The sequence below is a fragment of the Paracoccus zhejiangensis genome (assembly GCF_002847445.1).
Classification (GTDB): Bacteria; Pseudomonadota; Alphaproteobacteria; order Rhodobacterales; family Rhodobacteraceae; genus Paracoccus; species Paracoccus zhejiangensis.
Window position 1 is genome coordinate 200,971 of the sequence record NZ_CP025431.1, and the last position, 23,126, is coordinate 224,096.

General features: G+C 65.9%; 23 protein-coding genes. 10 read left to right on the forward strand and 13 right to left on the reverse strand.

The annotated features are described in order from the left end of the window. The first annotated feature begins 36 nt into the window (after positions 1-36). The 5 genes from CX676_RS20235 (at position 37) to CX676_RS20255 (ending at position 5,358) form a co-directional block, all read left to right on the forward strand. A complete protein-coding gene (locus tag CX676_RS20235) occupies positions 37-2,073 on the forward strand; it encodes a DEAD/DEAH box helicase (RefSeq protein ID WP_101754605.1) in 2,037 nt (678 codons plus the stop codon). Between the two features lie 83 nt (positions 2,074-2,156). Then, positions 2,157-2,891: an energy-coupling factor ABC transporter ATP-binding protein gene (locus tag CX676_RS20240; protein ID WP_101754606.1), complete on the forward strand. Its 735-nt coding sequence runs from the start codon at positions 2,157-2,159 to the stop codon at positions 2,889-2,891. Beyond that, the gene (locus tag CX676_RS20245; RefSeq protein ID WP_101754607.1) at positions 2,866-3,483 is read left to right on the forward strand and encodes an energy-coupling factor transporter transmembrane component T family protein; all 618 of its coding nucleotides are present in this window, start codon (positions 2,866-2,868) and stop codon (positions 3,481-3,483) included. The genes CX676_RS20240 and CX676_RS20245 overlap by 26 nt, the downstream gene beginning before the upstream one ends. A 4-nt stretch (positions 3,484-3,487) precedes the next feature. Further along, a complete protein-coding gene (locus tag CX676_RS20250) occupies positions 3,488-4,063 on the forward strand; it encodes a biotin transporter BioY (RefSeq protein ID WP_101754608.1) in 576 nt (191 codons plus the stop codon). Between the two features lie 254 nt (positions 4,064-4,317). Beyond that, positions 4,318-5,358: a 2-keto-3-deoxygluconate permease gene (locus tag CX676_RS20255; protein ID WP_101754609.1), complete on the forward strand. Its 1,041-nt coding sequence runs from the start codon at positions 4,318-4,320 to the stop codon at positions 5,356-5,358. A gap of 70 nt (positions 5,359-5,428) precedes the next feature. Here CX676_RS20255 and CX676_RS20260 read toward each other — a convergent pair whose 3' ends face one another. Next, complete coding sequence (locus CX676_RS20260; RefSeq protein WP_101754610.1) at positions 5,429-7,078, reverse strand: flavin monoamine oxidase family protein; 1,650 nt, start codon at positions 7,076-7,078, stop codon at positions 5,429-5,431. Between the two features lie 90 nt (positions 7,079-7,168). Between CX676_RS20260 and CX676_RS20265 the strand changes: the two genes are divergently transcribed. Next, entirely contained in the window at positions 7,169-7,945 is a 777-nt protein-coding gene (locus tag CX676_RS20265; RefSeq protein ID WP_101754611.1) for a nitrilase-related carbon-nitrogen hydrolase, read from the forward strand. Position 7,946: 1 nt separating this feature from the next. Here the strand turns inward: CX676_RS20265 and CX676_RS20270 are convergent, their stop codons facing one another. From CX676_RS20270 to cyoA, 5 genes are read right to left on the reverse strand one after another with little or no spacing between them, the layout of a single operon-like run. After that, positions 7,947-8,672 carry an SURF1 family protein gene (locus CX676_RS20270; protein ID WP_232816696.1) on the reverse strand — a complete coding sequence of 242 codons (726 nt, stop codon included), beginning with the start codon at positions 8,670-8,672 and terminating at the stop codon, positions 7,947-7,949. After that, complete coding sequence (gene cyoD / locus CX676_RS20275; RefSeq protein ID WP_157936018.1) at positions 8,669-9,043, reverse strand: cytochrome o ubiquinol oxidase subunit IV; 375 nt, start codon at positions 9,041-9,043, stop codon at positions 8,669-8,671. The genes CX676_RS20270 and cyoD overlap by 4 nt, the downstream gene beginning before the upstream one ends. Beyond that, positions 9,043-9,669, reverse strand: coding sequence for a cytochrome o ubiquinol oxidase subunit III (gene cyoC, locus CX676_RS20280; protein WP_101754613.1), 627 nt, complete (start codon positions 9,667-9,669; stop codon positions 9,043-9,045). The genes cyoD and cyoC overlap by 1 nt, the downstream gene beginning before the upstream one ends. Then, complete coding sequence (gene cyoB / locus CX676_RS20285; RefSeq protein ID WP_101754614.1) at positions 9,666-11,684, reverse strand: cytochrome o ubiquinol oxidase subunit I; 2,019 nt, start codon at positions 11,682-11,684, stop codon at positions 9,666-9,668. Before cyoB ends, cyoC begins: the two co-directional genes overlap by 4 nt. A 10-nt stretch (positions 11,685-11,694) precedes the next feature. Next, entirely contained in the window at positions 11,695-12,786 is a 1,092-nt protein-coding gene (gene cyoA / locus CX676_RS20290; protein ID WP_232816697.1) for a ubiquinol oxidase subunit II, read from the reverse strand. A 221-nt stretch (positions 12,787-13,007) separates the two neighbouring features. On the opposite strand from cyoA, the gene CX676_RS20295 reads away from it, so the two are divergent. Both CX676_RS20295 and CX676_RS20300 read left to right on the forward strand, forming a co-directional pair. Beyond that, the gene (locus CX676_RS20295) at positions 13,008-14,327 is read left to right on the forward strand and encodes an MFS transporter (RefSeq protein ID WP_101754615.1); all 1,320 of its coding nucleotides are present in this window, start codon (positions 13,008-13,010) and stop codon (positions 14,325-14,327) included. Between the two features lie 85 nt (positions 14,328-14,412). Then, entirely contained in the window at positions 14,413-14,658 is a 246-nt protein-coding gene (locus tag CX676_RS20300; RefSeq protein WP_101754616.1) for a WGR domain-containing protein, read from the forward strand. On the opposite strand, the gene CX676_RS20305 is transcribed toward CX676_RS20300, so the two are convergent. The 7 genes from CX676_RS20305 to CX676_RS20335 form a co-directional block, all read right to left on the reverse strand. After that, on the reverse strand, positions 14,655-15,620 hold the full coding sequence (locus CX676_RS20305) for a VOC family protein (RefSeq protein WP_101754617.1): 966 nt from the start codon (positions 15,618-15,620) through the stop codon (positions 14,655-14,657). The genes CX676_RS20300 and CX676_RS20305 overlap by 4 nt on opposite strands. Before the next feature lie 35 nt (positions 15,621-15,655). Continuing rightward, positions 15,656-16,228, reverse strand: a complete 573-nt coding sequence (locus CX676_RS20310; protein ID WP_101754618.1) for an NADPH-dependent FMN reductase — start codon at positions 16,226-16,228, stop codon at positions 15,656-15,658. A 12-nt stretch (positions 16,229-16,240) separates the two neighbouring features. After that, complete coding sequence (locus CX676_RS20315; RefSeq protein WP_101754619.1) at positions 16,241-17,038, reverse strand: SDR family NAD(P)-dependent oxidoreductase; 798 nt, start codon at positions 17,036-17,038, stop codon at positions 16,241-16,243. A 28-nt stretch (positions 17,039-17,066) separates the two neighbouring features. Beyond that, positions 17,067-17,435 (reverse strand): nuclear transport factor 2 family protein, encoded by a 369-nt coding sequence (locus tag CX676_RS20320; RefSeq protein WP_157936019.1) that lies wholly within the window; start codon positions 17,433-17,435, stop codon positions 17,067-17,069. Continuing rightward, complete coding sequence (locus CX676_RS20325) at positions 17,432-18,334, reverse strand: VOC family protein (RefSeq protein ID WP_101754621.1); 903 nt, start codon at positions 18,332-18,334, stop codon at positions 17,432-17,434. The genes CX676_RS20320 and CX676_RS20325 overlap by 4 nt, the downstream gene beginning before the upstream one ends. Positions 18,335-18,379: 45 nt before the next feature. Beyond that, the gene (locus tag CX676_RS20330; RefSeq protein WP_101754622.1) at positions 18,380-19,222 is read right to left on the reverse strand and encodes a fumarylacetoacetate hydrolase family protein; all 843 of its coding nucleotides are present in this window, start codon (positions 19,220-19,222) and stop codon (positions 18,380-18,382) included. An 85-nt stretch (positions 19,223-19,307) separates the two neighbouring features. Then, positions 19,308-20,006 (reverse strand): FCD domain-containing protein, encoded by a 699-nt coding sequence (locus CX676_RS20335; protein WP_198590377.1) that lies wholly within the window; start codon positions 20,004-20,006, stop codon positions 19,308-19,310. 211 nt (positions 20,007-20,217) lie between these two features. Between CX676_RS20335 and CX676_RS20340 the strand changes: the two genes are divergently transcribed. After that, entirely contained in the window at positions 20,218-21,984 is a 1,767-nt protein-coding gene (locus CX676_RS20340) for an FAD-dependent oxidoreductase (protein ID WP_101754624.1), read from the forward strand. Between the two features lie 96 nt (positions 21,985-22,080). Then, complete coding sequence (locus CX676_RS20345; protein ID WP_101754625.1) at positions 22,081-23,124, forward strand: C4-dicarboxylate TRAP transporter substrate-binding protein; 1,044 nt, start codon at positions 22,081-22,083, stop codon at positions 23,122-23,124. Positions 23,125-23,126 lie beyond the last annotated feature (2 nt).

Genomic DNA, 23,126 nt, shown 5'->3' on the forward strand with positions numbered 1-23,126 from the left:
TGAACCCGGGCCACGGCCCCCTATCAGGCAGACGAAATGACCCAAGACGAGATTGCCGCGCCTCTGGCCGCGGCTTTGGCCGAACGAGGCTATGAAACCCTGACCTCGGTGCAGCAGGCGGTGCTGACCCCCGATGCGCGCGGTCGCGACCTTCTGGTCTCGGCCCAGACCGGCTCGGGCAAGACCGTGGCCTTCGGCATTGCAGCCGCCCCCGACCTCTTGGACGGCGACAGCCTGCCGCAGGGGACGCCGCCGCTGGCGCTGGCCATCGCGCCGACGCGCGAGCTGGCCTTGCAGGTCGCGGCGGAACTGACCTGGCTTTATGCCGGAACCGGGGCGCGCATCGCCACCTGCGTCGGCGGCATGGATTACCGCACCGAACGCCGGGCGCTGGAGCGGGGGGCGCAGATCGTCGTCGGCACGCCGGGCCGGCTGCGCGACCATATCGAGCGCGGTGGCCTCGACCTTTCGGCGCTGCGCGTGGCGGTGCTGGACGAGGCCGATGAGATGCTGGATCTGGGTTTCCGCGAGGATCTGGAATTCATCCTCGGCTCCGCGCCCGAGAGCCGCCGCACCCTGATGTTCTCGGCCACCGTTCCCGCCGCCATCGAGAAACTGGCGCGCGACTTCCAGCAGGATTCGCTGCGGATCTCGGCCATGGGCGAGGCGCGCCAGCATGGCGACATCGCCTATCGCGCGCTGAACGTCGCCCTGCGCGACAAGGAAAACGCCATCTTCAACCTCCTGCGCTTCTACGAGGCGCGGACGGCGATCATCTTCTGCAAGACCCGGGCCAATGTGAACCACCTGCTGGCGCGGATGGGCAATCGCGGCTTCCGCGTCGTGGCGCTGTCGGGCGAGCTGTCGCAATCCGAACGCACCCATGCGCTGCAGGCGCTGCGCGACGGCCGGGCGCGGGTCTGCATCGCCACCGACGTGGCAGCGCGCGGGATCGACCTGCCGGGGCTCGAGCTGGTGATCCATGCCGACCTGCCGACGAATTACGAGACGCTGCTGCACCGCTCGGGCCGGACTGGCCGGGCCGGGGCCAAGGGGGTGTCGGCGCTGATCGTCACGCCGTCCGAATACAAGAAGGCGCAGCGGCTCTTGCAGGGTGCCAAGGTCGTGGCCGAATGGGGCCAGGCGCCCTCGGCCGACGAGGTCAGCGCGCGGGATGACGAGCGGATGCTGGACCACCAGGCGCTGTCGGCACCGCTCGAGGACATGACCATCGCCCGCGACCTGCTGGCCCGCTTCGGGGCCGAACAGATCGCCGCCGCCTTCGTGCAATTGTGGCGCGAGGGTCGCCCGCCCCCGGAGGAACTGGTGGACAGCCTGCCGCCCTCGGACGCCGCTCCGCGCGCGCCGCGCGAGTTTGGCGATTCCGTCTGGTTCGGCCTGTCGGTCGGCCATACCGGCCGGGCCGAGGCGCGCTGGCTGCTGCCCAAGATCTGCGAGGCCGGCGGCATCACCCGCGACGCCATCGGCGCGATCCGGGTGCGCGAAGAGGAAACCTATGTCCAGATCGCCACGGCCGATGCGCCGCGCTTTGGTGATCGGATCGAGATCGAACCGGGGCTGATGATGCGCCGGCTGCAGGGCGAGCCGGTACTGGACCGTCCCGCCGGACGCCCGGCCCCGCATCGCGGCTCGAAGCCCTGGGACAAGCCGGGGAAACCGCGCAAGCCGGCTGCCGAGGCGCCGGCCCCGGCCCGCGCGGTGGAATCCGCCGCCGCCGAGCCGGCATGGTCGCCCGCCGATGCCGGGCTGGAACCGGCACCCGCCAAAGCCGCCCGCGCCAAGCCGCGCTGGAGTTCCGCCGAGAAGGCCGCCAAGTCGCGCAGCAGTGATGCGGGCCCGGCAGGCGAGGGCAAACCCGCCGCCAAGGGCAAGGGCTGGGCAGCGCCGAGGTCCGAGGGCAAGCCTGCGGGCAAGTTCGGCGGCAAGCCGGGCGGCAAGCCCGCAGGAAAACCGGGTGGTAAACCCGGCGGCAAGCCGGGTGGCAAGTTCGGCGCCCCGCGCCGCGCCGAAAGCGGCAATGCCCCGCCCCGTCGCCCCAAGGGCCGGGGATAAGCCAGCACAACGCGGCGGGCGGGTTTCCCTGCCCCCGCCTCTGCGGCTAAAGAGACGGCAGAGCCGCAGCGCAGGACCTGCCGATGAGTGACACCGCCAGCGACGACATCCGGCTTGACGATCTCGGTTACGAGATCGCCGGACGGCCGGTGCTGTCGGGGCTTACGCTTGCCACCTCGGCCCGGTCCATCGGCGTGGTCGGGCGCAATGGTTCGGGCAAAAGCACGCTGGCGCGGCTGATGGCCGGGCTCTTGCAGCCGACCAGCGGTAGCATCCGCATCCACGGCCATGACCTGTTCCGCGACCGTCGGGCGGCGCTGGCAACCGTCGGCATCCTGTTCCAGAACCCCGAGCACCAGATCATCTTCCCGCGCGTCGATGAGGAGATCGCCTTTGGCCTGCGCCAGCAGGGCCAAGGCAAGACCGAGGCCGCCGAGGGCGCCCGCGCGGTGCTGGCCGGGTTCGACAAGCTGCACTGGCAGGACGCGCCCATCGCGGCGCTGTCGCAGGGGCAGAAGCATCTGGTCTGCATGATGGCGGTGCTGGCCATGCGGCCAAGGCTGATGATCCTCGATGAACCCTATGCCGGTCTCGACATCCCGACGCGGCGGCAATTGCAGCGCTACCTGAACCGGGCAGAGACGCGGCTGTTCCACATCTCGCATGACCCCGCCGATCTGGCTGATTGCGATCGGGTCTTCTGGCTGGATCAGGGGCGCATTCTGGCACAGGGCGCACCCGGCCCGGTGCTGGCCGACTTCACCACCGAGATGAACCGCTTGGGAGAGCTTGATGATCTCGCTGACCTCGCCGGTTGAGACCCGCGCCCATCGCTGGCCGGCCGGCGCGAAGCTGGCGGCGCTGTGTCTCGCCTCGACCGGGCTGTTCCTGACCGATAGCCTGACGGTGCATCTTGCCGCGCTGGCCGTCGTCCTTGCCCTCTATGCCGCGCCGGGCCGGGTGTTCCTCGCCGCCGGGATGCACCACCTGCGAGTCGTGCTGCCCTTCGTCCTGCTGCTGATGGTCTGGCATCTCGTCACCGGAGAGCTGCGGGCCGGCGTGTTGATCATCTTGCGCATGGTGGTGCTGGTGGCGCTGGCCAATCTGGTCACCATGACCACGCGGCTCAGCGACATGACCGATCTGGTCCACCGCCTGACCGCGCCGCTGCGACGCCTCGGCCTGCCGGCTCATCTCCTGGAGACCGCGATCCCGCTGGTCATCCGCTTCATCCCCGTGCTGGTCGCCCGCGCCGAAACGCTGGCCGAAGCCTGGCGTGCCCGGTCCCGCCGCCGGCCCGGCTGGCGCCTGATCTTTCCGCTGATGCTTCACGCGCTGGACGATGCCGACCATGTCGGCGAGGCTTTGCGCGCGCGCGGCGGCCCCCTTGGACATAAGAGACCGGAGTAACCTCATGGAACGCGACCTTGCCCGCATCGCCCTTTTTGCCGCGCTGATCGCCGCGCTGGGGCTGGTGCCGCAGATCACCCTCGGCTTCGGCGTGCCGATCACCGCGCAGACCCTTGGCGTCATGCTGGCCGGGGCGGTGTTGGGGGCATGGCGCGGGGCGGCGGCCGCGGCGCTGCTGCTGTTGCTGGTGGCGCTTGGCCTGCCGCTTCTGTCGGGCGGGCGCGGGGGGCTTGGGGTCTTCGTCGGGCCGACCGCCGGCTTTGCCCTGGGTTTCCCGGTCGCGGCCTTCGCCACCGGGCTTTTCGTCGAGCATGTGCGCCTGCGATCTGCCGGGCTGACGGCAGGACTGGGCGCGGTCTTCGGCGGTATCCTGATCCTCTACCTTCTCGGCGCCACCGGCCTCTCCCTCGTCATCGACAAGCCGCTGGCCGAGGCGTTCAAGCTGGTCGCGGTATTCATTCCCGGCGACCTGCTGAAGGCCGTCATCACCGGGCTGCTGGTTCAGGCGCTGGCACAGGCGCGGCCGCAGGCGCTGGACTGGTATCGCGGTCGCGCGGCTGCGGGTGCGCGACGGCTGTAGCGGTTCCAGACTAAAAACCGATCGGTTCAGCACGAACCGACATGAAATCAGGCTCTTGCGGTATCGCGTGATACCCCCGCCGGCATTGCTGGCCGCCCTCCTCTGTTGTCATCGTTCGGGTCAGAGCTGACCGGATCACCCCGCCGTCCACACAAGGCATTCCCCGTCAGCCCGACCCTGACCCAAACACCACTCGGGTCCACGCCCAGGCCGCCGCGCGGTTCGGGCGGCGGACAGATATTCGGAGGAAACCCATGGAAACCCTGTTCAGACAGCTCGGCCGCATCCCCGGCGCGCTGATGATCGTGCCGCTGTTTCTTGGCGCCGTCGTCGCCAGCCTTGCACCCGGCATTCTCGAGATCGGCAGCTTCACCACCGCGCTGTTCAAAAGCGGCACGCCGGTTCTGATCGGTCTCTTCTTCGTCTGCGTCGGTTCGCAAATCGATCTGCGCGCGGCGGTCCCGGCGGTCGAGAAGGGCATCGTCCTTTTGCTGGCCAAGTTCGGCATTGCCGCCGCCATCGGCCTTTCGGTCGCTTTCCTCACGCCCGAGGGTACGCTGTGGGGGCTGCTGCCGGTCGCCATCATCGCCGCCATGTCAAACTCCAACGGTTCGCTGTTCGTCGCGCTGACCAGCCAGTTCGGCAATCGCAGCGACAAGGGCGCGATCTCGATCCTGTCGATCAATGACGGGCCGTTCCTGACCATGATCGCGCTTGGTGCCGCCGGCCTGGCGCAGTTCCCGGCGCTGGCGCTGTTCTCGGCCATCTTCCCGATGATCTTCGGCTTCATCCTCGGCAACAGCAGCCCGACGGCGCGGGCCTTTCTCGCGCCGGGCGAAAAGCTGATCATCCCCTTCGTCGCCTTCGCCATCGGCGCCGGGATCAATTTCGGCGTGCTCCTGAGCTCGGGTGCGGTCGGGGTGATCCTTGGCCTTGGCACGGTGGTCCTGTCGGGCGGGGCGGCGGTTCTGTGCCTCTGGGTCTGGCATGTGCTACGCCGTCATCCGCGCCCCACGCGCAACCTGGTCGCCGGGGCGGCCGAGGCCAGCACCGCCGGCAATGCCATCGCCACCCCCGCGGCCATCGCGCTGATCGATCCCTCGCTCGCGCCGATCCAGGGCATCGCCACCGCGCAGGTCGCCACCGCGGTTGTCTGCACCGCCTTCACCATGCCCTTCCTGGTGGCCTGGCTGGCCGGCTGGCAGCGCCGCAACGGCATCTCGCCCGAGGCCGAGGAGGCCTATTATGAAAGCAAATCCGCTGCCGGGCAGACAGCGGCGACCCCTGCGGAATAGGCCAGAGCAGCTTTGGAACACGGGGCAGGGGGCGGCGACGCCCCCTGATGCTTCGCGCCGCGCCGGCTGCTCAGTCGTCCAGCGCCACCGGGCCGATCGTTGGCCACAGATCGCCCGGTCCGGGGTTCTGGGCATCCGAGGCCCCGCCCAGATGCGTCATCACCCCCCAGACCGCGTTCAGAGCGGTCTGCACCGCGCCCTCGACCCAGGCCGGCGTCCAGCTGATCCCGTCGCCCGCCAGGAAGATACCGCGCTGTTCATAGGGCATGGCCGATTGCATGAAATGGCCATACATCCGGTGGTTATAGCGGTAATGGCCGGGCAGGGCGCCCTTGAAGGCGCCCAGGAAATTCTCGTCGCTTTCCCAGCTGACGCAGATCGGGTTGCCGCGGATATGGCTGCGGATGTCGATGCCGGGATAGACCTTGTCCAGCGCCGCCAATGCCAGCTCCACCCGCTTCTCGGGGCTCAAGGGCAGCACCTTCAGCGCATCCGTCATCCAGGAATAGCTGAGGCAGATCACCGCCGGCTTGTCGGGGCCATTGTCGAAGAAATAGGTGCCGCGCGTCAGCCGGTCGGTCAGGGTCATCGACAGGATCGGGCGGTCGGTCGCCGGGTCGATGTCGTTCCAGAAGGGCCGGTCGACCATGACAAAGGTTTTCGCCGCCTGCATGTAGCGGGTGCGGTCCAGTGCCATCCACAGCTTCTGGTCAAAGATCGCCTCGTCCACCGCGACCGAGGTGGTCAGCAGGTGGCTCTGGCAGGTGACCAGCACCGCCGCGTAATCACGCACGATGCCCCATTGATCGGTGACGGTGAAACCGCCGTTCCGCCGCCAGATGCGGCTCGCACGCCCCAGCGTCGCCCCGCCGTTCAGGCTGGCGAGCGTGGTGCCCTCGGGCCAATGCGCGCAAGGCGCGGGCTGGCGCCAGAGGCGGTGCAAGACGTTCTCGACGCCCCCCACGATGAAACGCTGGTGATCGTCCAGTTCCAGCAGGTTCACCCGCAGGATCTCGAGCATCGAGTTCGGGAAATCGCTGTCCCACCCGCCGGTGCCGAAACCGACCTGCCCGAAGACCTCGCGGTGGCGGAAGCTGAGCGAACGGAAGGCCTGCGAGGAGACGACGAAATCGTAAAACGTCCGCTCGTCCCATTTCTCGACCAGCGGGTCCCAGATCTCCTTCAGCCGCGCCACATCGCGGTCGCGCACCGCCTGTTGCAGATCGGCGAAATCCGCATGTTCCTGCAGCGCGGCGCGATAGGCCACGGCAACCTCGTGATAGAGGCGCGGCAGATCGTCCAGCGTGCGGGCGAAATGCGTCTCGCCTTCAAGGTCCACGATGGTCGAGCCGGCGGCGGGGGTCAGCGGGTTGGGGAAGGGCTGGCTCTCTAGCCCGACCAGATCGACATAGTGATAAAAGCCGGTCGAGGAGACCGGGAAGCGCATGCCCCCCAGTTCCGCCACCACATCCTCGGTGCCCTCGAAGGTCTCGGAGCGCAGACGGCCACCGAACTTGCCCGACTCGTAGATGATCGGGCGCAGGCCCAGCTTCATCAACTCGTGCCCGGCGATGATGCCGGCGGCACCGGCGCCGATGATGGCGACCTCGGTGCCGTGGTGCTCGGCGGGGATCGAGCCCAGCCCGGCGGGGTGGCTGATCCAGTCGTCATAGGCAAAGGGGAAATCGGGCCCGAAGGCGGTAACCGGTTTCGTGCTCATGCGTCTTTCCCCCAAGGTTTCCACCCGCATGGTCAATCGCCGCGGATCGGATAAAATGCCCTCGGATTATGGGCTTGGGAGGGGTCGGAAGTGAAGCTTGCACTCTGGCAGTCGCCGCCGGCAAACGGCCGGATTGATGATGTTTTTTCGGCGATCTGTCAGCAGCTGCGGGCAGCCGCCGCCGCCGGGGCAAAACTGCTGGTCGCGCCCGAGCTGATTCTGCCGGGCTATAATCGGCCTGACCTGCATCGCGAGCTGGCGCAGCCGCTGGACGGCGAATGGATCACCCGGCTGCGCGAGATGGCGCGCGAGGCCGGGTGCGGCATCTGCCTAGGCTGGGCCGAGCGGGCGGGCGAGGCGGTTTATAACGCCGCCACCACCATCGGGCCTGATGGCGCGGTGCTGTCGCATTACCGCAAGATCCAGCTTTTCGGGCCGATGGAGCAGGCGAGCTTTGCCCATGGCAGCCAGCTGGTGCCGGTGGTTTCGCTGGAGGATCAGGAGCTTGCGACGCTGATCTGCTATGACATCGAGTTTCCCGGCCATGCGGCGGAACTGGCGGCGGGGGGCGCGCGGCTGATCCTTGTGCCGACGGCCAATCCGATGGGCTACGAGCATGTGCAGCGGGTGCTGGTCCCGGCGCGTGCGCATGAGACCGGGGCGGTGGTCGCCTATGCCAATTTCTGCGGCGCCGAGGGCGGTCTGACCTATGGCGGGCTGTCGGTCATCGCGGGGCCGGATGGGCAGCCGCTGGCCATGGCGGGCGCCTATGGAGAGGCGCTGCTGGTCGTCGACCTGGCGGCGCTGGACAGCCTGCCAGCCGCGGCGTTTTCCGAGCAAGCGCAGGAATACCGGCCCGCGCGTTAGGTCAGGCCCGGTCCTGCCGCCGCCCCTGCCGCAGCAGGATCACTACCCCCGCCGCCGCCATGGCGGCCAGCGCGAACCATGTCAGCGCATAGATCAGGTGGGTGTTGCGGAAGGCGATGACGGTCAGCCCGCCGACGGGGTAGCCGCCGGGCTGTGGCGTGGCATCGGCATCGATGAACAGGGGCGCGACGGGGCCGAGGCTCTTGGCCGCCGCGATGGCCGCAACATCGCGGGAATACCAGCGATCCGCTGCCGGGTCGTTCACCCGCAGGAAGCCGCCGCCCGGTTCGGACTGGCGGGCAAGGCCGGTTACGCTGACCTCGCCCATTACCTGCCCCTCGGGTCGCGTTGCTGGGTCGGCACGCTCGGGCGGCACGAAACCGCGATTGACCAGCACGGTCCCCGCCCCGGTTCGCAGGGGCGTCAGCACCCAGAAGCCGCCGCCAAGTTCCGTCACCGCCTGCACCAGCGTCTCGGCCCCGTGGTCGAACTGGCCGGTGGCGGTGACATGGCGATAATCCTGTTCGCCGGGCGGGAGGGCGAGAAGATCGCTCAACCCCACCGGATCGGCCTCGACCCGCACCTCGACCTTCTGGATCAGGTCCAGCTTCCACGCCAGCCGCTGCATCTGCCAGACGCCCAATGCTGCGAAGCACAGGGTCAGCGCCACGCCAAGGATCAGCGCCAGCCCGACCTGCCAGCGCGGGCGCAGGGTGTCGTGGCTCAATTCGCCGGCGGCTCGGTCATCATGCCGGGCATCATGTTGGCATCCATGTGATACATGACCCAGACCGTGCCAACGACGGCGATGACCAGCACGATGATGGTGAAGACGAGCGAGATCAGCGTCCAGCCGCCCTCGGCCTTGGGGCTCATATGCAGGAAATAGACCATGTGCACGATGATCTGCGCCACGGCGCAGATCAGCACGAGGAAGGCCGTCAGCCGCTCGGACGAGAAGATGCCGGACATGACCAGGAAGAAGGGAATGGCGGTCAGGATGGCGGCAAGGATGAAGCCGGTGACGTAATCCTGCTTGGTGCCATGGGGGAAGGGGGCGGCGTGGGTCTCGTGGTGGCCCTCATGCGGATCGCTCATCAGATCATCCCCATCAGATAGACAAAGGTGAAGACCCCGATCCAGATCACGTCGAGGAAGTGCCAGAACATCGACAGGCATTCCAGCCGCCGCTGGTTGGCGCTGGTCAGCCCGTGCTTGCGGACCTGCAGAACCAGCGCGGCCATCCAGATCAGGCCGAAGGTCACATGCAGCCCGTGGGTGCCGACGAGGGTGAAAAAGGCCGAGAGGAAGGCCGAACGCCCCGGACCCGCGCCGATATGGATCAGGTGGTTGAACTCGTAAAGCTCGATGGCAAGGAAGGCGAGGCCAAAGCCCGCCGTGATCCCCAGCCATTTCATCACCTCTTTCTGGTCGCCCCGATGCATCGCCAGCATGGCAAAGCCATAGGTGATCGAGGAAAACAGCAGCATCGCCGTGTTCAGCGCGATCAGCCACAGGTCGAAGAGTTCCTTCGGCCCCGGCCCGCCGCCATAGCGATGGCCCAGCACCGCGAAGGTGCCAAAGAGTGTGGCGAAGATGAGGCAATCGCTCATCAGGTAGATCCAGAAGCCAAGCGGCGTGCTGTGGCCCTCGGGGTGATGCGGCTCCTCTTCCGGGTGGAAGACGCGCGGATCGGTGGGCTCTGTGATGATGGGCGTGCTCATGCTGTCTGGCCCGCCTGTCCCAAGGCCCGGCTGCGGGCGTCCTCGGTCGCGGTGACGGTGGCGGCGGGGATGTGGAAGTCGCGGTTATAGTTGAAGGTGTGCAGGATCGAGGCGAGGATCAGCGCGAGGAAGCTGACGGCGGCCAGCCACCAGATATGCCAGACCAGCGCAAAGCCAAGCGCGGTGCTGATCCCGGCAAGGATGATGCCGGCGCCGGTATTCCTCGGCATGTGGATCGGCTTGAAGTTCGACAGTGGCCGCTGGTAGCCGTGATCCTTCATGTCTTGCCAGGCATCCACGTCATAGACGACCGGGGTGACGGCGAAGTTGTAATCGGGCGGTGGCGACGAGGTCGACCATTCCAGCGTCCGCCCGCCCCAGATGTCGCCGGTGGTGTCGCGCAGCTGGTTGCGGTCGCGGATCGAGACGTAGAACTGCATCAGCATGGCGCCGATGCCGGCGGCGATCAGCAATGCCCCAAGCGCGGCGATGGCGAAATAGACCTGCAGCGAGGGGTCGTCGAAGGTGCGCAGGCGCCGCGTCACGCCCATCAGCCCGACGACATAAAGCGGCATGAAGGCGACCCAGAAACCCACCACCCAGCACCAGAAGCTGACCCGGCCCCAGAACTCGTTCAAGCGGAAGCCGAAGGCCTTGGGCCACCAGTAGTTGATCCCGGCAAAGACGCCATAGACCACGCCGCCGATGATGACATTGTGGAAATGCGCGACGAGGAACAGCGAGTTGTGCAGCACGAAATCGGCCGGCGGCACCGCCAGCATCACCCCGGTCATGCCGCCGATGCAGAAGGTCAGCATGAAGGCCACGGTCCACATCATCGGCAACTCGAACCGGATGCGGCCGCGATACATGGTGAACAGCCAGTTGAACACCTTGGCCCCGGTCGGGATCGAGATGATCATCGTGGCGATGCCGAAGAAGCTGTTCACCGAAGGGCCCGAGCCCATGGTGAAGAAATGGTGCAGCCAGACCAGATAGCTGAGGATGGTGATGCAGATGGTGGCATAGACCATCGAGTTGTAGCCGAACAGCCGCTTGCCGCAGAAGGTCGCGGCGACCTCGGAAAAGATGCCGAAGGCCGGCAGGACGAGGATGTAAACCTCGGGATGGCCCCAGATCCAGATCAGGTTCACGTAGAGCATGGGGTTCCCACCAAGGTCATTGGTGAAGAAGTTCATCCCCAGGTAACGGTCCAGTGCCAGCAGTACGAGGGTCGCGGTAAGCACCGGGAAGGTGGCCACGATCAGCACGTTGGTGCAAAGCGCCGTCCAGGTGAAGACCGGCATCCGCATCAGCGTCATGCCCGGGCAGCGCATCTTCAGGATCGTCACCAGCAGGTTGATGCCCGAGAGCGTTGTCCCGACCCCGGCGATCTGCAGACCCCAGATATAGTAATCCACCCCCTCGGTAGGACTGGCGACGATGCCCGAGAGGGGCGGGAAGGCCAGCCAGCCGGTCATGGCGAACTCGCCCACAAACAGCGAGATCATCACCAGAACCGCGCCGCCCACGGTCATCCAGAAGCTGAAATTGTTCAGGAAGGGGAAGGACACGTCCCGCGCGCCGATCTGCAGCGGCACGACGAAGTTCATCAGCCCGGTGATGAAGGGCATGGCCACGAAGAAGATCATGATCGTGCCATGGGCAGTGAAGATCTGGTCATAGTGATGGGCGTTCAGATAGCCCTCGGAGCCGTTGAAGGCCCAGACCTGCTGCAGCCGCATCATGATCGCATCGGCAAAGCCGCGCAGGAACATGACCATGCCGAGGATCATGTACATGATGCCGATCTTCTTGTGGTCGACGCTGGTCAGCCAGTCGCGCCACAGGTAGCCCCAGAGCCGGAAATAGGTGACCGCCGCGACCAGCGCCGCCCCGCCGATCGCCACGACGGCGAAGGTGCCAACCACGATCGGTACGTCCAGCGGAAACTTGTCCAGCGTCAGCCGGCCGAAGAGGAAGCTGCTTTCGATCTCGTGCCCGGTGACGGCCATGGCGGATCCCTCAGTTCTGGCGCAGGAATGCGTATTGATGGGTCAGGGCCGGGCCTGACGGCTTGGCGCTGGCAGAATCCTCGTCGGCGGGTGCGGCGTCATGGCCTTCATGGCCACCGCCTTCGCCCTCGGCACCGCCTTCGCCCATGTCATGCCCCTCGCCTCCGGCCTCCGGAGCCTCGCCGTGGCCGCCCTCCATGCCATGGGTGCCGGTGCCATCGGTCATCATCGCGTCCATGCAGGTCTGGCCCGGCTCGACGCAGCGGTTGAGGATGTCGTGATAGAGCGTTTCGTCGCCCAGGGCGAATTGCGCGGCAGGTTCGTTCTCGCTGGGTTTCAGCAATTCGCGGTAGCGGTCGCGGTCCAGCACCTGTTCCGAGGCCCGCGCCCTGGCAACCCAGGTATAGAAATCCTCGACCTCCATCCCGTGGAAGGGGAACTTCATCCCCGAGAAGCCGGCGCCGCTGTAATGCGAGGACATGCCCTTGAACTCGCCCGGTTCGTTGATGACGGCGTGCAGCTTGGTCTCCATCCCGGGCATGGTGTAGATCATCCCGGCCAGCGTCGGCACGTAGAAGGCGTTCATCACCTCGGTCGAGGTCAGCTTGAAGGCGATGGGCCGGTCCAAGGGCGCGGCCAGTTCGTTCACCGTGGCGATGCCGTATTGCGGGTAGATGAACAGCCATTTCCAGTCCATCGACACCACCTCGACCACCAGCGGCTCGGCATCGGCATCGACGCCGCGGGTTTCCTCGTCCAGCGGGCGATAGGGGTCGAGCTTGTGGGTGCTGACCCAAGTCAGCGCGCCAAGCCAGATGATGATGACCAAGGGCGCGGCCCAGATCAGCAGCTCGAGCGAGGTCGAATGGTGGAAATGCGGGTCATATTTCGCCTCGGAGTGGTCCGATTTGCGATAGCGGATGGCGATGGCGACGATGGCGACCATCACCGGCAGCACGATCACCAGGATCAGCGCCGTGGTGATCCCCAGAACATCGCGCAGCTTGGCGGCCACGTCGCCCGAGGGCGCAAGCACTTCCGAGGAACAGCCCGCCAGCGTGGCAAGCAGGATTGCAGCGATCGGGAAGCGTGAACGAATCATCTCGATGCACCCACCTTTGCGGACCCGGACAGCGGATTTGCTGCTCTGCCCCGTTCGGGCCAAGTGCGGCGTTAAACCCGGTTCTTGCCCGAACCATGACAAGATCATTCCTGATTGTCCATAAGCTGCCCGCGCAACCGCACCGAACTTGACATTGGGATCAATGGCCTGTTCCCTCATGGTCACTGCATCCACTGTCGCGGGTCTGCGGGGGTACCAACATGAACACCGGCAACACCGTCCCGGCGGAGACCCCGCATCAGCGGGTCAGGCTTTCCGATCTGACCATCGGCGTCATCATCGGGCGCACCTCGGAATTCTTCGACTTCTTCACCTTCGCCATCGCGGCGGTGCTGGTCTTTCCGCAATTCATCTTTCCCTTCGCCTCGCCGACGAACGGGGTGCTTTACGGCTTTCTGGTCCTCGCCCTCGGCTTCGTAGCGCGGCCCGTCGGCACGGCGATCTTCACCGAGATCGACCTGCGATTTGGCCACGGGTTCAAGCTGACCTCGGCGCTGTTCCTGCTGGGTCTCTCGACCGTCGCCATCTCGTTCCTGCCCAGTTACGACCAGGAGGGCTGGCTGACCGTTGCCAGCCTGATCCTGTTCCGCATGGGGCAGGGGGCAGCGCTTGGCGGGGCCTGGGACGGGATGTCCTCGCTCTTGGCGCTGCACGCGCCCGCCGGGCAGAAGGGCCGTTTCGCCACCATCCCCCAGATCGGCGCGCCGATCGGGCTGATCCTTGCCAGCAGCCTTTTCATCTACCTGAAGACCTCGCTGTCGGAAGAGGAATTCCTCAGCTTCGGCTGGCGCTATCCCTTCTTCGTGGCCTTCGCCATCAACGTCGTGGCGCTGTTCGCGCGCCTGCGGCTGGTGGTCAGCGACGAGTTCAAGACGCTCTTTTCGGAATCCGAGCTGGACCCCTGCCCGGTGCCGGTCGCCATCCGCGAGGAATGGCTGAACATCATCATCGGGGCCTTCACGCCCCTGGCGACGCTGGCGCTGTTCCACATGGTCACGGTGTTCCCGCTGGGGTGGATCTATGTCCACACGCCCGAGGATGCGCTGGCCTTCCTGGTGATCGAGATCATCGGGGCGCTGTTCGGGCTGGGGGCGATCATCGCCTCGGGCTTCATCGCCGACCAGATCGGGCGGCGAACGCTGTTGACCTATTGCGCCATCGGCATCGCCATCTATGCCATCCTGTCGCCGCTGATCCTTGCGCTCGGCCGCAGTGGCGAGGCGCTGTATGTGATCATCGGCTTCTCGCTGCTGGGCCTGTCCTTCGGGCAAAGCTCGGGCGCGGTGGCTTCGGGCTTCCTGAAGAAGAACCGCTTCACCGCCTCGAACCTGACGGCGGATCTGTCCTGGATGTTCGGCGCGGGTTTCGCGCCCTTCGTCGCGCTTTACCTGACCGAGACGCTGGGGCTGTGGTCGGCGGGGGCCTATCTCTTGTCAGGCGCGCTCTGCACGCTGGCCGCGCTGACGCTGTTCCGCCGCCGGCAAGAGGAACGCCGCAGCCAGGATGGCTCCTGGCGCTGATCCATCAGCGGCGTGAATCGATGCCGCCGAAGCGATTCAGATTACTCGTTGGACGGGCGGGGCCGGGCGGCGGCAGACTGCCGCCATGGACAGCGACCCCATCCACCTGACCCGTTGCGACCCCGCGCAGAACTTGGCGCGCTTCTATCGGCTTGAACTGGCGGGCGATCTCTTCGGGGGTGTGCAGCTTTTGCGCCAATGGGGCCGGCTTGGCAGCGCCGGCCGCATCGGGCGGACTTGGTTCGCCAGCGCCGAGGCGGCGCAGGCCAGCCGGGACGACTGGCTGCGGCGCAAGCGGGCGCGCGGCTATCGCGAGGGTCAGAAAATCTAGGCCTCGTTTTCCGCCTCGTAGTTGTGGACGAAATCCTTCGGCAGTTCCGGCCCCCAGAGATAGAGCGAATCCTCGGGCGGGTAGTCGCCATCCTGCCAGTCACAATCGGCGGGGATATAGTCGATATCGGCGGAATATTCCGAATAGCTGCCCCAGGGATCGCGGACATAGTGGAAATAGTTCGAGCCCAGCACATGCCGGCCCATGCCCCAGCCGCGGGTGAATCCCTTGTCGGCCATGTTCATCGCGCCGATGCCGATCTCGTTGATGCCGCCCATGTCCCAGCTGCAATGATGCAGCCCCGGGGCCGAGGATTTGGCGAAGGCCAGAAGGTGGTGGTCCGAGCCGTGGATGCCATGCATGAAGCAGATGCCATCGCCCGAGCGGTCCGAGAGGCGCAGCCCGATGGCGCGGCTGTAGAACTCGATCGCCTTCGGCACATCCGGGGTGAACAGCAGCACATGCGCCAGGCGCAGCGGACGCACCACCGGGGCCTTGGACCGCTGCGGCGCAGCGGCCACGCCCGCCGGAACGGAGACCACCGAGAAGGGTGATTTCTCGTTGGGCGAGGTCTTTTCGGCCACCTTCACCTCGATCATCACCCCGAACGGGTCGAGGAACCAGAAACCGTTCGAGACGACCCCGCGAGGCGCATCCAGAAGCCGCACCCCCTGCGCCTCGATCCGGCGGCGCATCGGTTCGAAATCCTCTTCGAAGACCGCGAAGGACAGGTGGTTCAGCTTCTTGCGCCCCGCCTCGTGGATGCTGAGCCAGCGGTGATCCGAGCCGAAGGTGTAAAGCCCAAGCCCGTCGCCTTCCTCGCGCACGTCGAGGCCGAAGGCGCGGTAGAACTCATCCGCGACCTTGAGGTCGGGGACGGTCATCATGAAGGTATCCATCGAATGGATGCCCAATTCGCCCGGCCGTTTCGTCGGCGCGACTTTTCCGGTAATGGCGGTCATCTCGTCCTCCTTCTCACAGGCTGATCACTGGTGTCTCACAGGGCGGCCAGTCGGCGGGCCTTCAGCACCGCGCCGAAATCCGCGAGGGTATTCAACATGTCATGGGCCGCCTCGATCTGGGTCGGGTTGCCGTGGAACCGGCCCTCGTCATCGCGTTGCTGGGCATAAAGCGGGCAGACCACGCCCTGCACCAGCGGGATCATCTTCAAGGCCACCGCCACCCGGCGCAGATCCTCGACCGCGCGGGCGGCACCGGAAATGCCGCCATAAGCCACGGCGCACATCGGCTTGCCCGCCCATTCCGGGCCAAGGTAATCCAGCGCGTTCTTCAGCGCGCCGGGGATGGCATAGTTGTATTCGGTGGTGACGAAGACATAGGCGTCGCCGCGCGCGATGATCTCGCTGAAGCGCTTGGTATGCTCGTGGGTATATTGCTGCAGCCGGGGGTGGTTCGGCTCGTCCATGATCGGCAGGTTCAGCGCCGCCAGATCGACAACCTCGGTCTGAAAGCGCGCATCCTTGGCGGCGATGTCGGTGAACCATTCGGCCACCGAGGCCCCGCCGCGGCCCTGCCGCACGCTGCCGATGATGATCTGAAGGGTCAGCATGACGCGCGGCCCTCAGCGGATATTGGCGGTCAACCCGCCATCGACGACCATCCTTGTGCCGGTGATATAGCTGGCGCGGTCGGACGCCAGAAAGGCCACGGCATCGCCGATTTCCTCGACCTTGCCCCAGCGGCGGGCGATGATGCCCTTGCCGCCGCAGAACTCGCCCAGCCAATCCTCCTTGTCCTGATCGCCGGCCATGCCGCCAGCCCAGCCCTCGCGCCATTCGGTGCCGATGATGCCGGGGACGACGGTGTTCACGGTGATGCCGCGATCGGCCATGTCGGCAGCCAGGTAGCCGCTGGCATGGATCATCGCGGCATTGTTCATGCCGTAGTTCAGCGCCGGCATCCAGGTCATCAGCCCCGAGGCGCCGGTGATGTTGACGATCCGGCCCGAGCCGTCGGTGGCGATCATGCCCTCGAATTCGCGGATCACCCGCAGGATGCCGGTGACCTTGATATCGATATCGGCCTGCCAGTCGGCATCGCTCCAGGTGATGGTGCGGTCCTGCCGGCGGATGGCGGTGCCGACGCTGGTGGCGAGGATGTTGATCTCGGGCACCTTGGCACGCACAGCCGCCGCCGCAGCGCTGACCGAAGCGGTGTCGCTGACATCGGCGGCGATCGGTGTGGCGCTGACGCCGAATTCCTCGGTGATGGCGCGGGCGGTGGCGGCCAGTTCCTCGGCATTGCGCGCCAGCAGGAACAGGTTGCAGCCCTCGGCGGCCAAGGCCCGGGCGATCCCCCGGCCGATGCCCTTGCTGGCGCCCACGACCACGGCGGTCCGGCCTTCGAGTCCCAGATCCATCTCTCTCTCCTCCCCTGTGTTCAGTCGCCTAACCTGGCAGCGGCGTCGGCTGATAGGCGATCAGCCGCCAGGCCCCGCCTTCCTCGGCCCAGATGGCCAGAAAGGCGTTGTCGATCCGCCGGCTCTCGCCGGCTACCAGCACCTCGACGCTCATCCTCCCGCCCAGCAGCACCGCGCCGGGCAGGTCTTCGGTCCAGTCGGTCTGGTGGCTGACGCTTTGATAGACGAAATGCCCCGCCGCGACCTTGTCCAGATAGCTTTGCAGCGTGTCGCGATCCCCCAGCGAATGGCTGTAATGCAGCCGGTCCGACAGCAGCTCGCGCAGCGCCGCGACATCGCCCGCCTTCATCGCGGCATAGCGGCGATCCTCCAGACGGGCGATGTCGGGCCGGTTCATCCCAGCACCGCGCAGGCGTTGAAATGGCCCATCCATTCCCGCGATGGCAATTGCCCCCAGCGGTTCACCACCTTGAAGTTCGACAGGTTCTCGCCCGGATCGACGATGCGCGGCTGGAAATGCGGATCGGCGATGATCTCCATTTCCGCCGTGTTCTCGACCAGGAAGCCGGCCGCATCGACGTAATAGGCGAAGATATTGTCACCCGCGCCATGCCGCCCCGGACCCCAAACCAGGGTGCGGTCCTGCGCGTCCAGGACATCGCCGAGCCGCTTGAAATCGGCGAAATCGGCGAACTCCCAGCTGTAATGGTGCAGACCCCCGCCATCGGCGGACTTGGCCATGCCAAGCGTATGGTGCCGCCCGTCGCCCGCCCGCATCCAGGCCAGTTCCCAACCCTCGGTGCGTTCGCTGAGCTTCAGACCCAGCACCTGCATCATCAGCTGCGCCGAAGCCGCAGGATCAGCCGCGGTCAGGTTGGCATGATCGAGATAGCGCGGATGGATGCCCGGTCCGGCATAGCGGCGCGGACGGTCGCGGGGCATGGGGGTATGGACCTCGATCACATGGCCTTCGGGGAAGGCCACGGTCACCGATTTCTCGATCACCGGCAGCGAGGGGGTCTCGCTGACGATGCGCAGCCCGGCCTCGCGCGCCCGGCGGGCGACCTCGTCCACATGGGCGGGATCGAGCGTTTCCAGACCGATCGCGCGCAGGGACGAGTGATCGGCCCGGTGCATGATCAGTTCGGCGTGACGGGCATTCGATGTCAGCAGCGCGCGGTCAGCGGTCAGTTCGACCAGCGAGGCGCCGGCGATCAGTTGGGCGTCCTCCACGGCGCCCTCCAGATCGCTGACATTCAGGGCGACATAGCCCAAGCGATGAACCAGCGGTTCCATGATGGTGTCCTCCTCTTTCCTCCTCGGGGGATCTGCGGGCGACCGTCAGGCCGCTGCCGCCGCTGCCTTCTTCTCGTCCACGATGGGATTTTTCAGGATGCCGATGCCCTCGATCTCGACCTCGACCACGTCGCCCGGCTTCATGTAGAGCTTGGGGTCGCGGGCCATGCCGATGCCGGCGGGGGTACCGGTGACGATGATGTCGCCCGGTTCCAGCGTGATCGCCTCGGAGATGATCGAGATCAGGTCGGCGACCGAATAGATCATGTCATCGGTATTGGCGTCCTGAACCACCTTGCCGTTCAGCCGGGTCTGCAGGCGCAGGCCCTTGGCACCGGCGGGCAGTTCGTCCGCCGAGACCGCGATCGGGCCGAAGGCGCCGGTATCGTCGAAATTCTTGCCGACCGTCCATTGCGGCGACTTGAACTGGTAGTCGCGCAGCGAGCCGTCGTTGAAGATCGAGTAGCCGGCAACGTGGTCCAGCGCCCTTTCCTTCGACACGTGGCGGGCGGATTTGCCGATGATGGCGACCAGTTCGCCCTCGTAATCCAGGTCCTGCGAGACCAGCGGCCGGATGATCGGCGCGCCGTCAGCGATCAGGCTGGTCGAGAAGCGCGGGAACAGCGTCGGGTAATCGGGCTGCTCATAGGGCGATTCGTCGGTGTGGTCGGAATAGTTCAGGCCGACGCAGATGATCTTGCCCGGACGCGCCAGCGGCGGGGCCGCGGTGACGGTCGCCAGGTCGATCGCGGGGGCCGAAGCCACCTTGTCGGCATGGGCGCCGTTCAGCACCTCGACCAGATCGACCGGGCCGAGATCGGCCCAATCGCTGTCACGTTGAACGGCCACACCTGAAGTGCCGTTCCGGTCATAGCTCGTCACTCGCATCGTCGTTTCCTCCGTTCAATCTGTCATCGGTTGATGACCTAGAGATAGGCGAGGCGAGATCGATAATCAACTTTATTTTCGAAAATCAGTCGTCAAATCCACTATCTCGCAAATCTTCGTCCGTCATGATGATCTCGACCGTGCGGGCAAGATGGTTTCGAATCAATTGGTTGGCGGTTTCCGCGTCGCGTGCCACGACCGCATCGGACAGGGCGCAGTGCTCGACCAGATGATCGCGTCCGGACGAAGAATAGTGGTGCGACAGCTTGCGATAGCGGTCGGCGTGATCGGTCAGCTGGCAGCGGTACAGCATCAGCCGGGGCGAATCGCAGGCTGCGACCAGGCTGTCATGAAAGGCCCGGTGGCGATTTTCCCATTCGGGGTCGATATGGCCGTCAGGCGTCAGGCTGGAGCGTTTGCCAAGCGCATGGATCGCCGCGACCACGCCGGATTCCCACTGGTCATCGCCGCGCTCGATCGAGCGGCGGATGGCCAGCGATTCGATCTCTTGCCGCATGAACAGTAGGTCCATCAGGTCCGAGCGCGAGATCGGGGCGACGCGAAAGCCCTTGTGCTCCTCCAGCACGACCAGCTTTTCGGCGGCCAGCCGGGTCAGCGCCTCGCGTAGCGGGCTGAGGCCCACGCCATAGCTGTCCTTCAACTCGTCGAACCGCAGCCGCGCGCCGGGGCGCAGCTCTCCGTCAACGATATCGCTGCGCAGCCGGTCATAGACCGAGGCCATCAGGGTCTTGCTGTCTCCGTCGAGCCGCCGGGTCATGGTCATGTCTCGTCCTCCGGTTTGGTGCCGGAAACCCGGCTGTTCGTTATCACATGCATCGAAGATCAGCGCAAATTTCGATGATCGCCTGCGCCTTAGAAGGACAGCGTGATCCGCTGCCATCGCAACAATTCGACATTATCATTGATTTTCGAAAATACATCATTTAATCGTAACACATCGATTGATTCGTAACTTCCACGGAGGAGGGGCTGCGATGGCAACCGGAATTTCCACGGATATCCTGATCGTCGGCGCCGGACCGGCAGGACTGGCCGCCTCGGCGCTCTTGTCGATGTACGGGGTCGAGAACCTCGTCATCAACAAGTATGGCTGGCTGGCAAATACGCCGCGCGCCCATATCACCAACCAGGGCACCATGCAGTTGCTGCGCGATCTGGGCATCGAAGATCGTGCCATGGGTCTGGCCAGCAAGCAGAAGCTGATGGCGAACAACGTCTTCTGCCACAGCCTCGCCGGCGAGGAGTTCGGGCGCGTCCTCTCATGGGGCAATCACCCGGCGCGCAAGGCCGATTACGAACTGGCCAGCCCGACCGAGATCTGCGACATCCCGCAGACCTATATGGAGCCCTTGCTGCTGGAGGCTGCCGCCTCGCGCGGGGGCAAGATCCGGCTGAACACCGAGTTCCTGCGGCTGGATCAGGATGATGACGGCGTCACCGCCCATGTCCGCGACCGGCTGTCGGGCGAGGAATTCACCATCCGCGCCAAGTACATGATCGGTGCCGACGGGGCGCGCAGCATCGTGGCGGAACAACTGGGCCTGACCATGACCGGTCAGATGGGCCTGTCGGGCAGCATGAACATCCTCTTCGATGCCGACCTGACGAAATACGTCGCCCATCGCCCCAGCGTGCTCTACTGGGTGCTGCAGCCTGGCGCCCGCACCGGCGGCATCGGCGCGGGCGTGATCCGCATGGTCCGGCCGTGGAACGAATGGCTGGTGATCTGGGGCTATGACAGCAGCCAGGGCGAGCTGAAGCTGACCGATGAGGAGGCGACGGCGATCGTCCACCAGCTGATCGGCGACGACACCATCCCGGTCAAGATCCGCTCGACCTCGACCTGGACCGTGAACAACATGTGGGCGACCGAGTTCTCGAAGGGCCGGGTCTTCTGCATGGGCGACGCCGTCCACCGCCACCCGCCGCTGAACGGGCTCGGCTCGAACACCAGCATCCAGGACGCCTATAATCTGGCGTGGAAACTGGCGGCGGTGCTGAAGGGGCAGGCGGGGCAGGGGCTTCTCGACAGCTATTCCGCCGAGCGCGTGCCGGTGGCCGAGACCATCGTCACCCGGGCCAACAACTCGATCAAGGATTACCCGCCGATCTTCGACGCGCTTGGCATGACCTCGGGCGATGACCCCGAACGGGTCGAAGCGCTGATGGCGGCGCGGAAGGGTGCGGACGAGGCTGCCAAGGCGCAGCGCCGCGCGCTGAACGATGCGATCCGACGCAAGAACTACGAATTCAACGCCCATGGGGTCGAGATGGGCACGCGCTATGCCTCGGGCGCCGTGGTGCCCGATGGCACGCCCGAGCCGGGCTTCACCCGCGATGCCGAGCTTTACTATCACCCGACCACCTGGCCCGGCGCGCGCCTGCCACATGTCTGGCTGGATCATGACGGCAAAAGGGTCTCGTCCATCGATTTGGGCGGCAAGGGGCGTTTCGTCCTGCTGACCGGGCCGGGCGGGGCGGGCTGGCGCGCGGCGGCGGACAATGTCGCGGCGCGTCTGGGGATCGACCTGCCGGTCATCTCCATCGGCCCGGATGGCAGCGATGCCCATGATGTCTATGCCGACTGGTTCTATCAGAGCGGCATCCAGGAGGACGGGGCGATCCTTGTCAGGCCCGACAACTATGTCGGCTGGCGCCATGACAGCGCGGCTGACGATGCCGAGGCGCTGCTCGATGCCGCGCTGAGCCAGATCCTTGCACGAGACAGCCGGGCGGCCTGACCGCCCGGACCACCTATCCCTGACCCCGAACACTCGCCCGGTCGCCACGGCGCGCGACCGGACGGCGTGATCATGCTCAACAGGAGGAGACAAATCATGAAAACCATCACCGCAACTGCCGCATTGCTGACCCTCGCCGCGCCCGCGCTTGCCGAGGAGGTCGAGCTGACCATCGCCTCCAGCCACGCCATCCAGATCCCCTGGGTCGCGCCGCTGCAAGAGGTGATCGTGGCCGAGACCAACAAGCGGCTGGAAGCCATGGGGTCCGAGGACCGGGTGAATTGGACCGAATCCTATGGCGGCGCGCTCTACAGCTTTGGCGACACGCTGGAGGCGGTGGGCGACGGCATCACCGATGCGGGCTGGGTTGGCTCGCTCTGGGAAGAAAGCAAGATGCCCTATGACAACCTGACCTATTTCACCCCCTTCTCGACCGATGACGTGCGTCTGCAGATGCAGGTGTTCAACCGGCTCTATGACGAGGTCCCGGCGCTGAAGCAGGAATGGGAAGACAATAACGTTGTCATGCTGGGCGCGACCGGCGCCGATACCTATCACCTCTATACCAACTTCCCGGTCACATCGATCGACGACCTGAAGGGCCGCAAGATCATCGCGCCGGGGACCAGCGGGCCGTGGATCGCCGCCGTGGGCGCGGTGCCGGTGAACGGGGCGCTGCCGACCTATTACAACCAGATCGAGACCGGGGTGGCCGATGGCGTCATCTCGATCCTGACCGGGGCGCATCCGCTGAAGATCCACGAGGTCGCACCGCATGTGACGCTGGTCGGCGTCGGCTCGAACATGGTGGGCGGCTTCGGCGTGAACAAGGATGTCTGGGAGGGCCTGCCCGCCGATGTACAGCAGGTGCTGACCGAGCTTGGCCCGGATTACAGCGCCCGCAATGCGGATCTGCTGCAGGAACGCTATGACGCGATCCTGACCGAGCTTGAGGCCGATCCTTCGGTCACCCTGACCACGCTGCCCGAGGCCGAACGGCAGAAATGGGTCGAGGCGCTGCCCGATCTGGCCGGCCAATGGGCGGCGAACCTGCCCGAGGGCAAGGCGCTGCTCGAGGCCTATATGGCCGCGATCCGCGAGGGCGGCGCCACGCCCTCGCGTGACTGGGCGGTCAACTGACA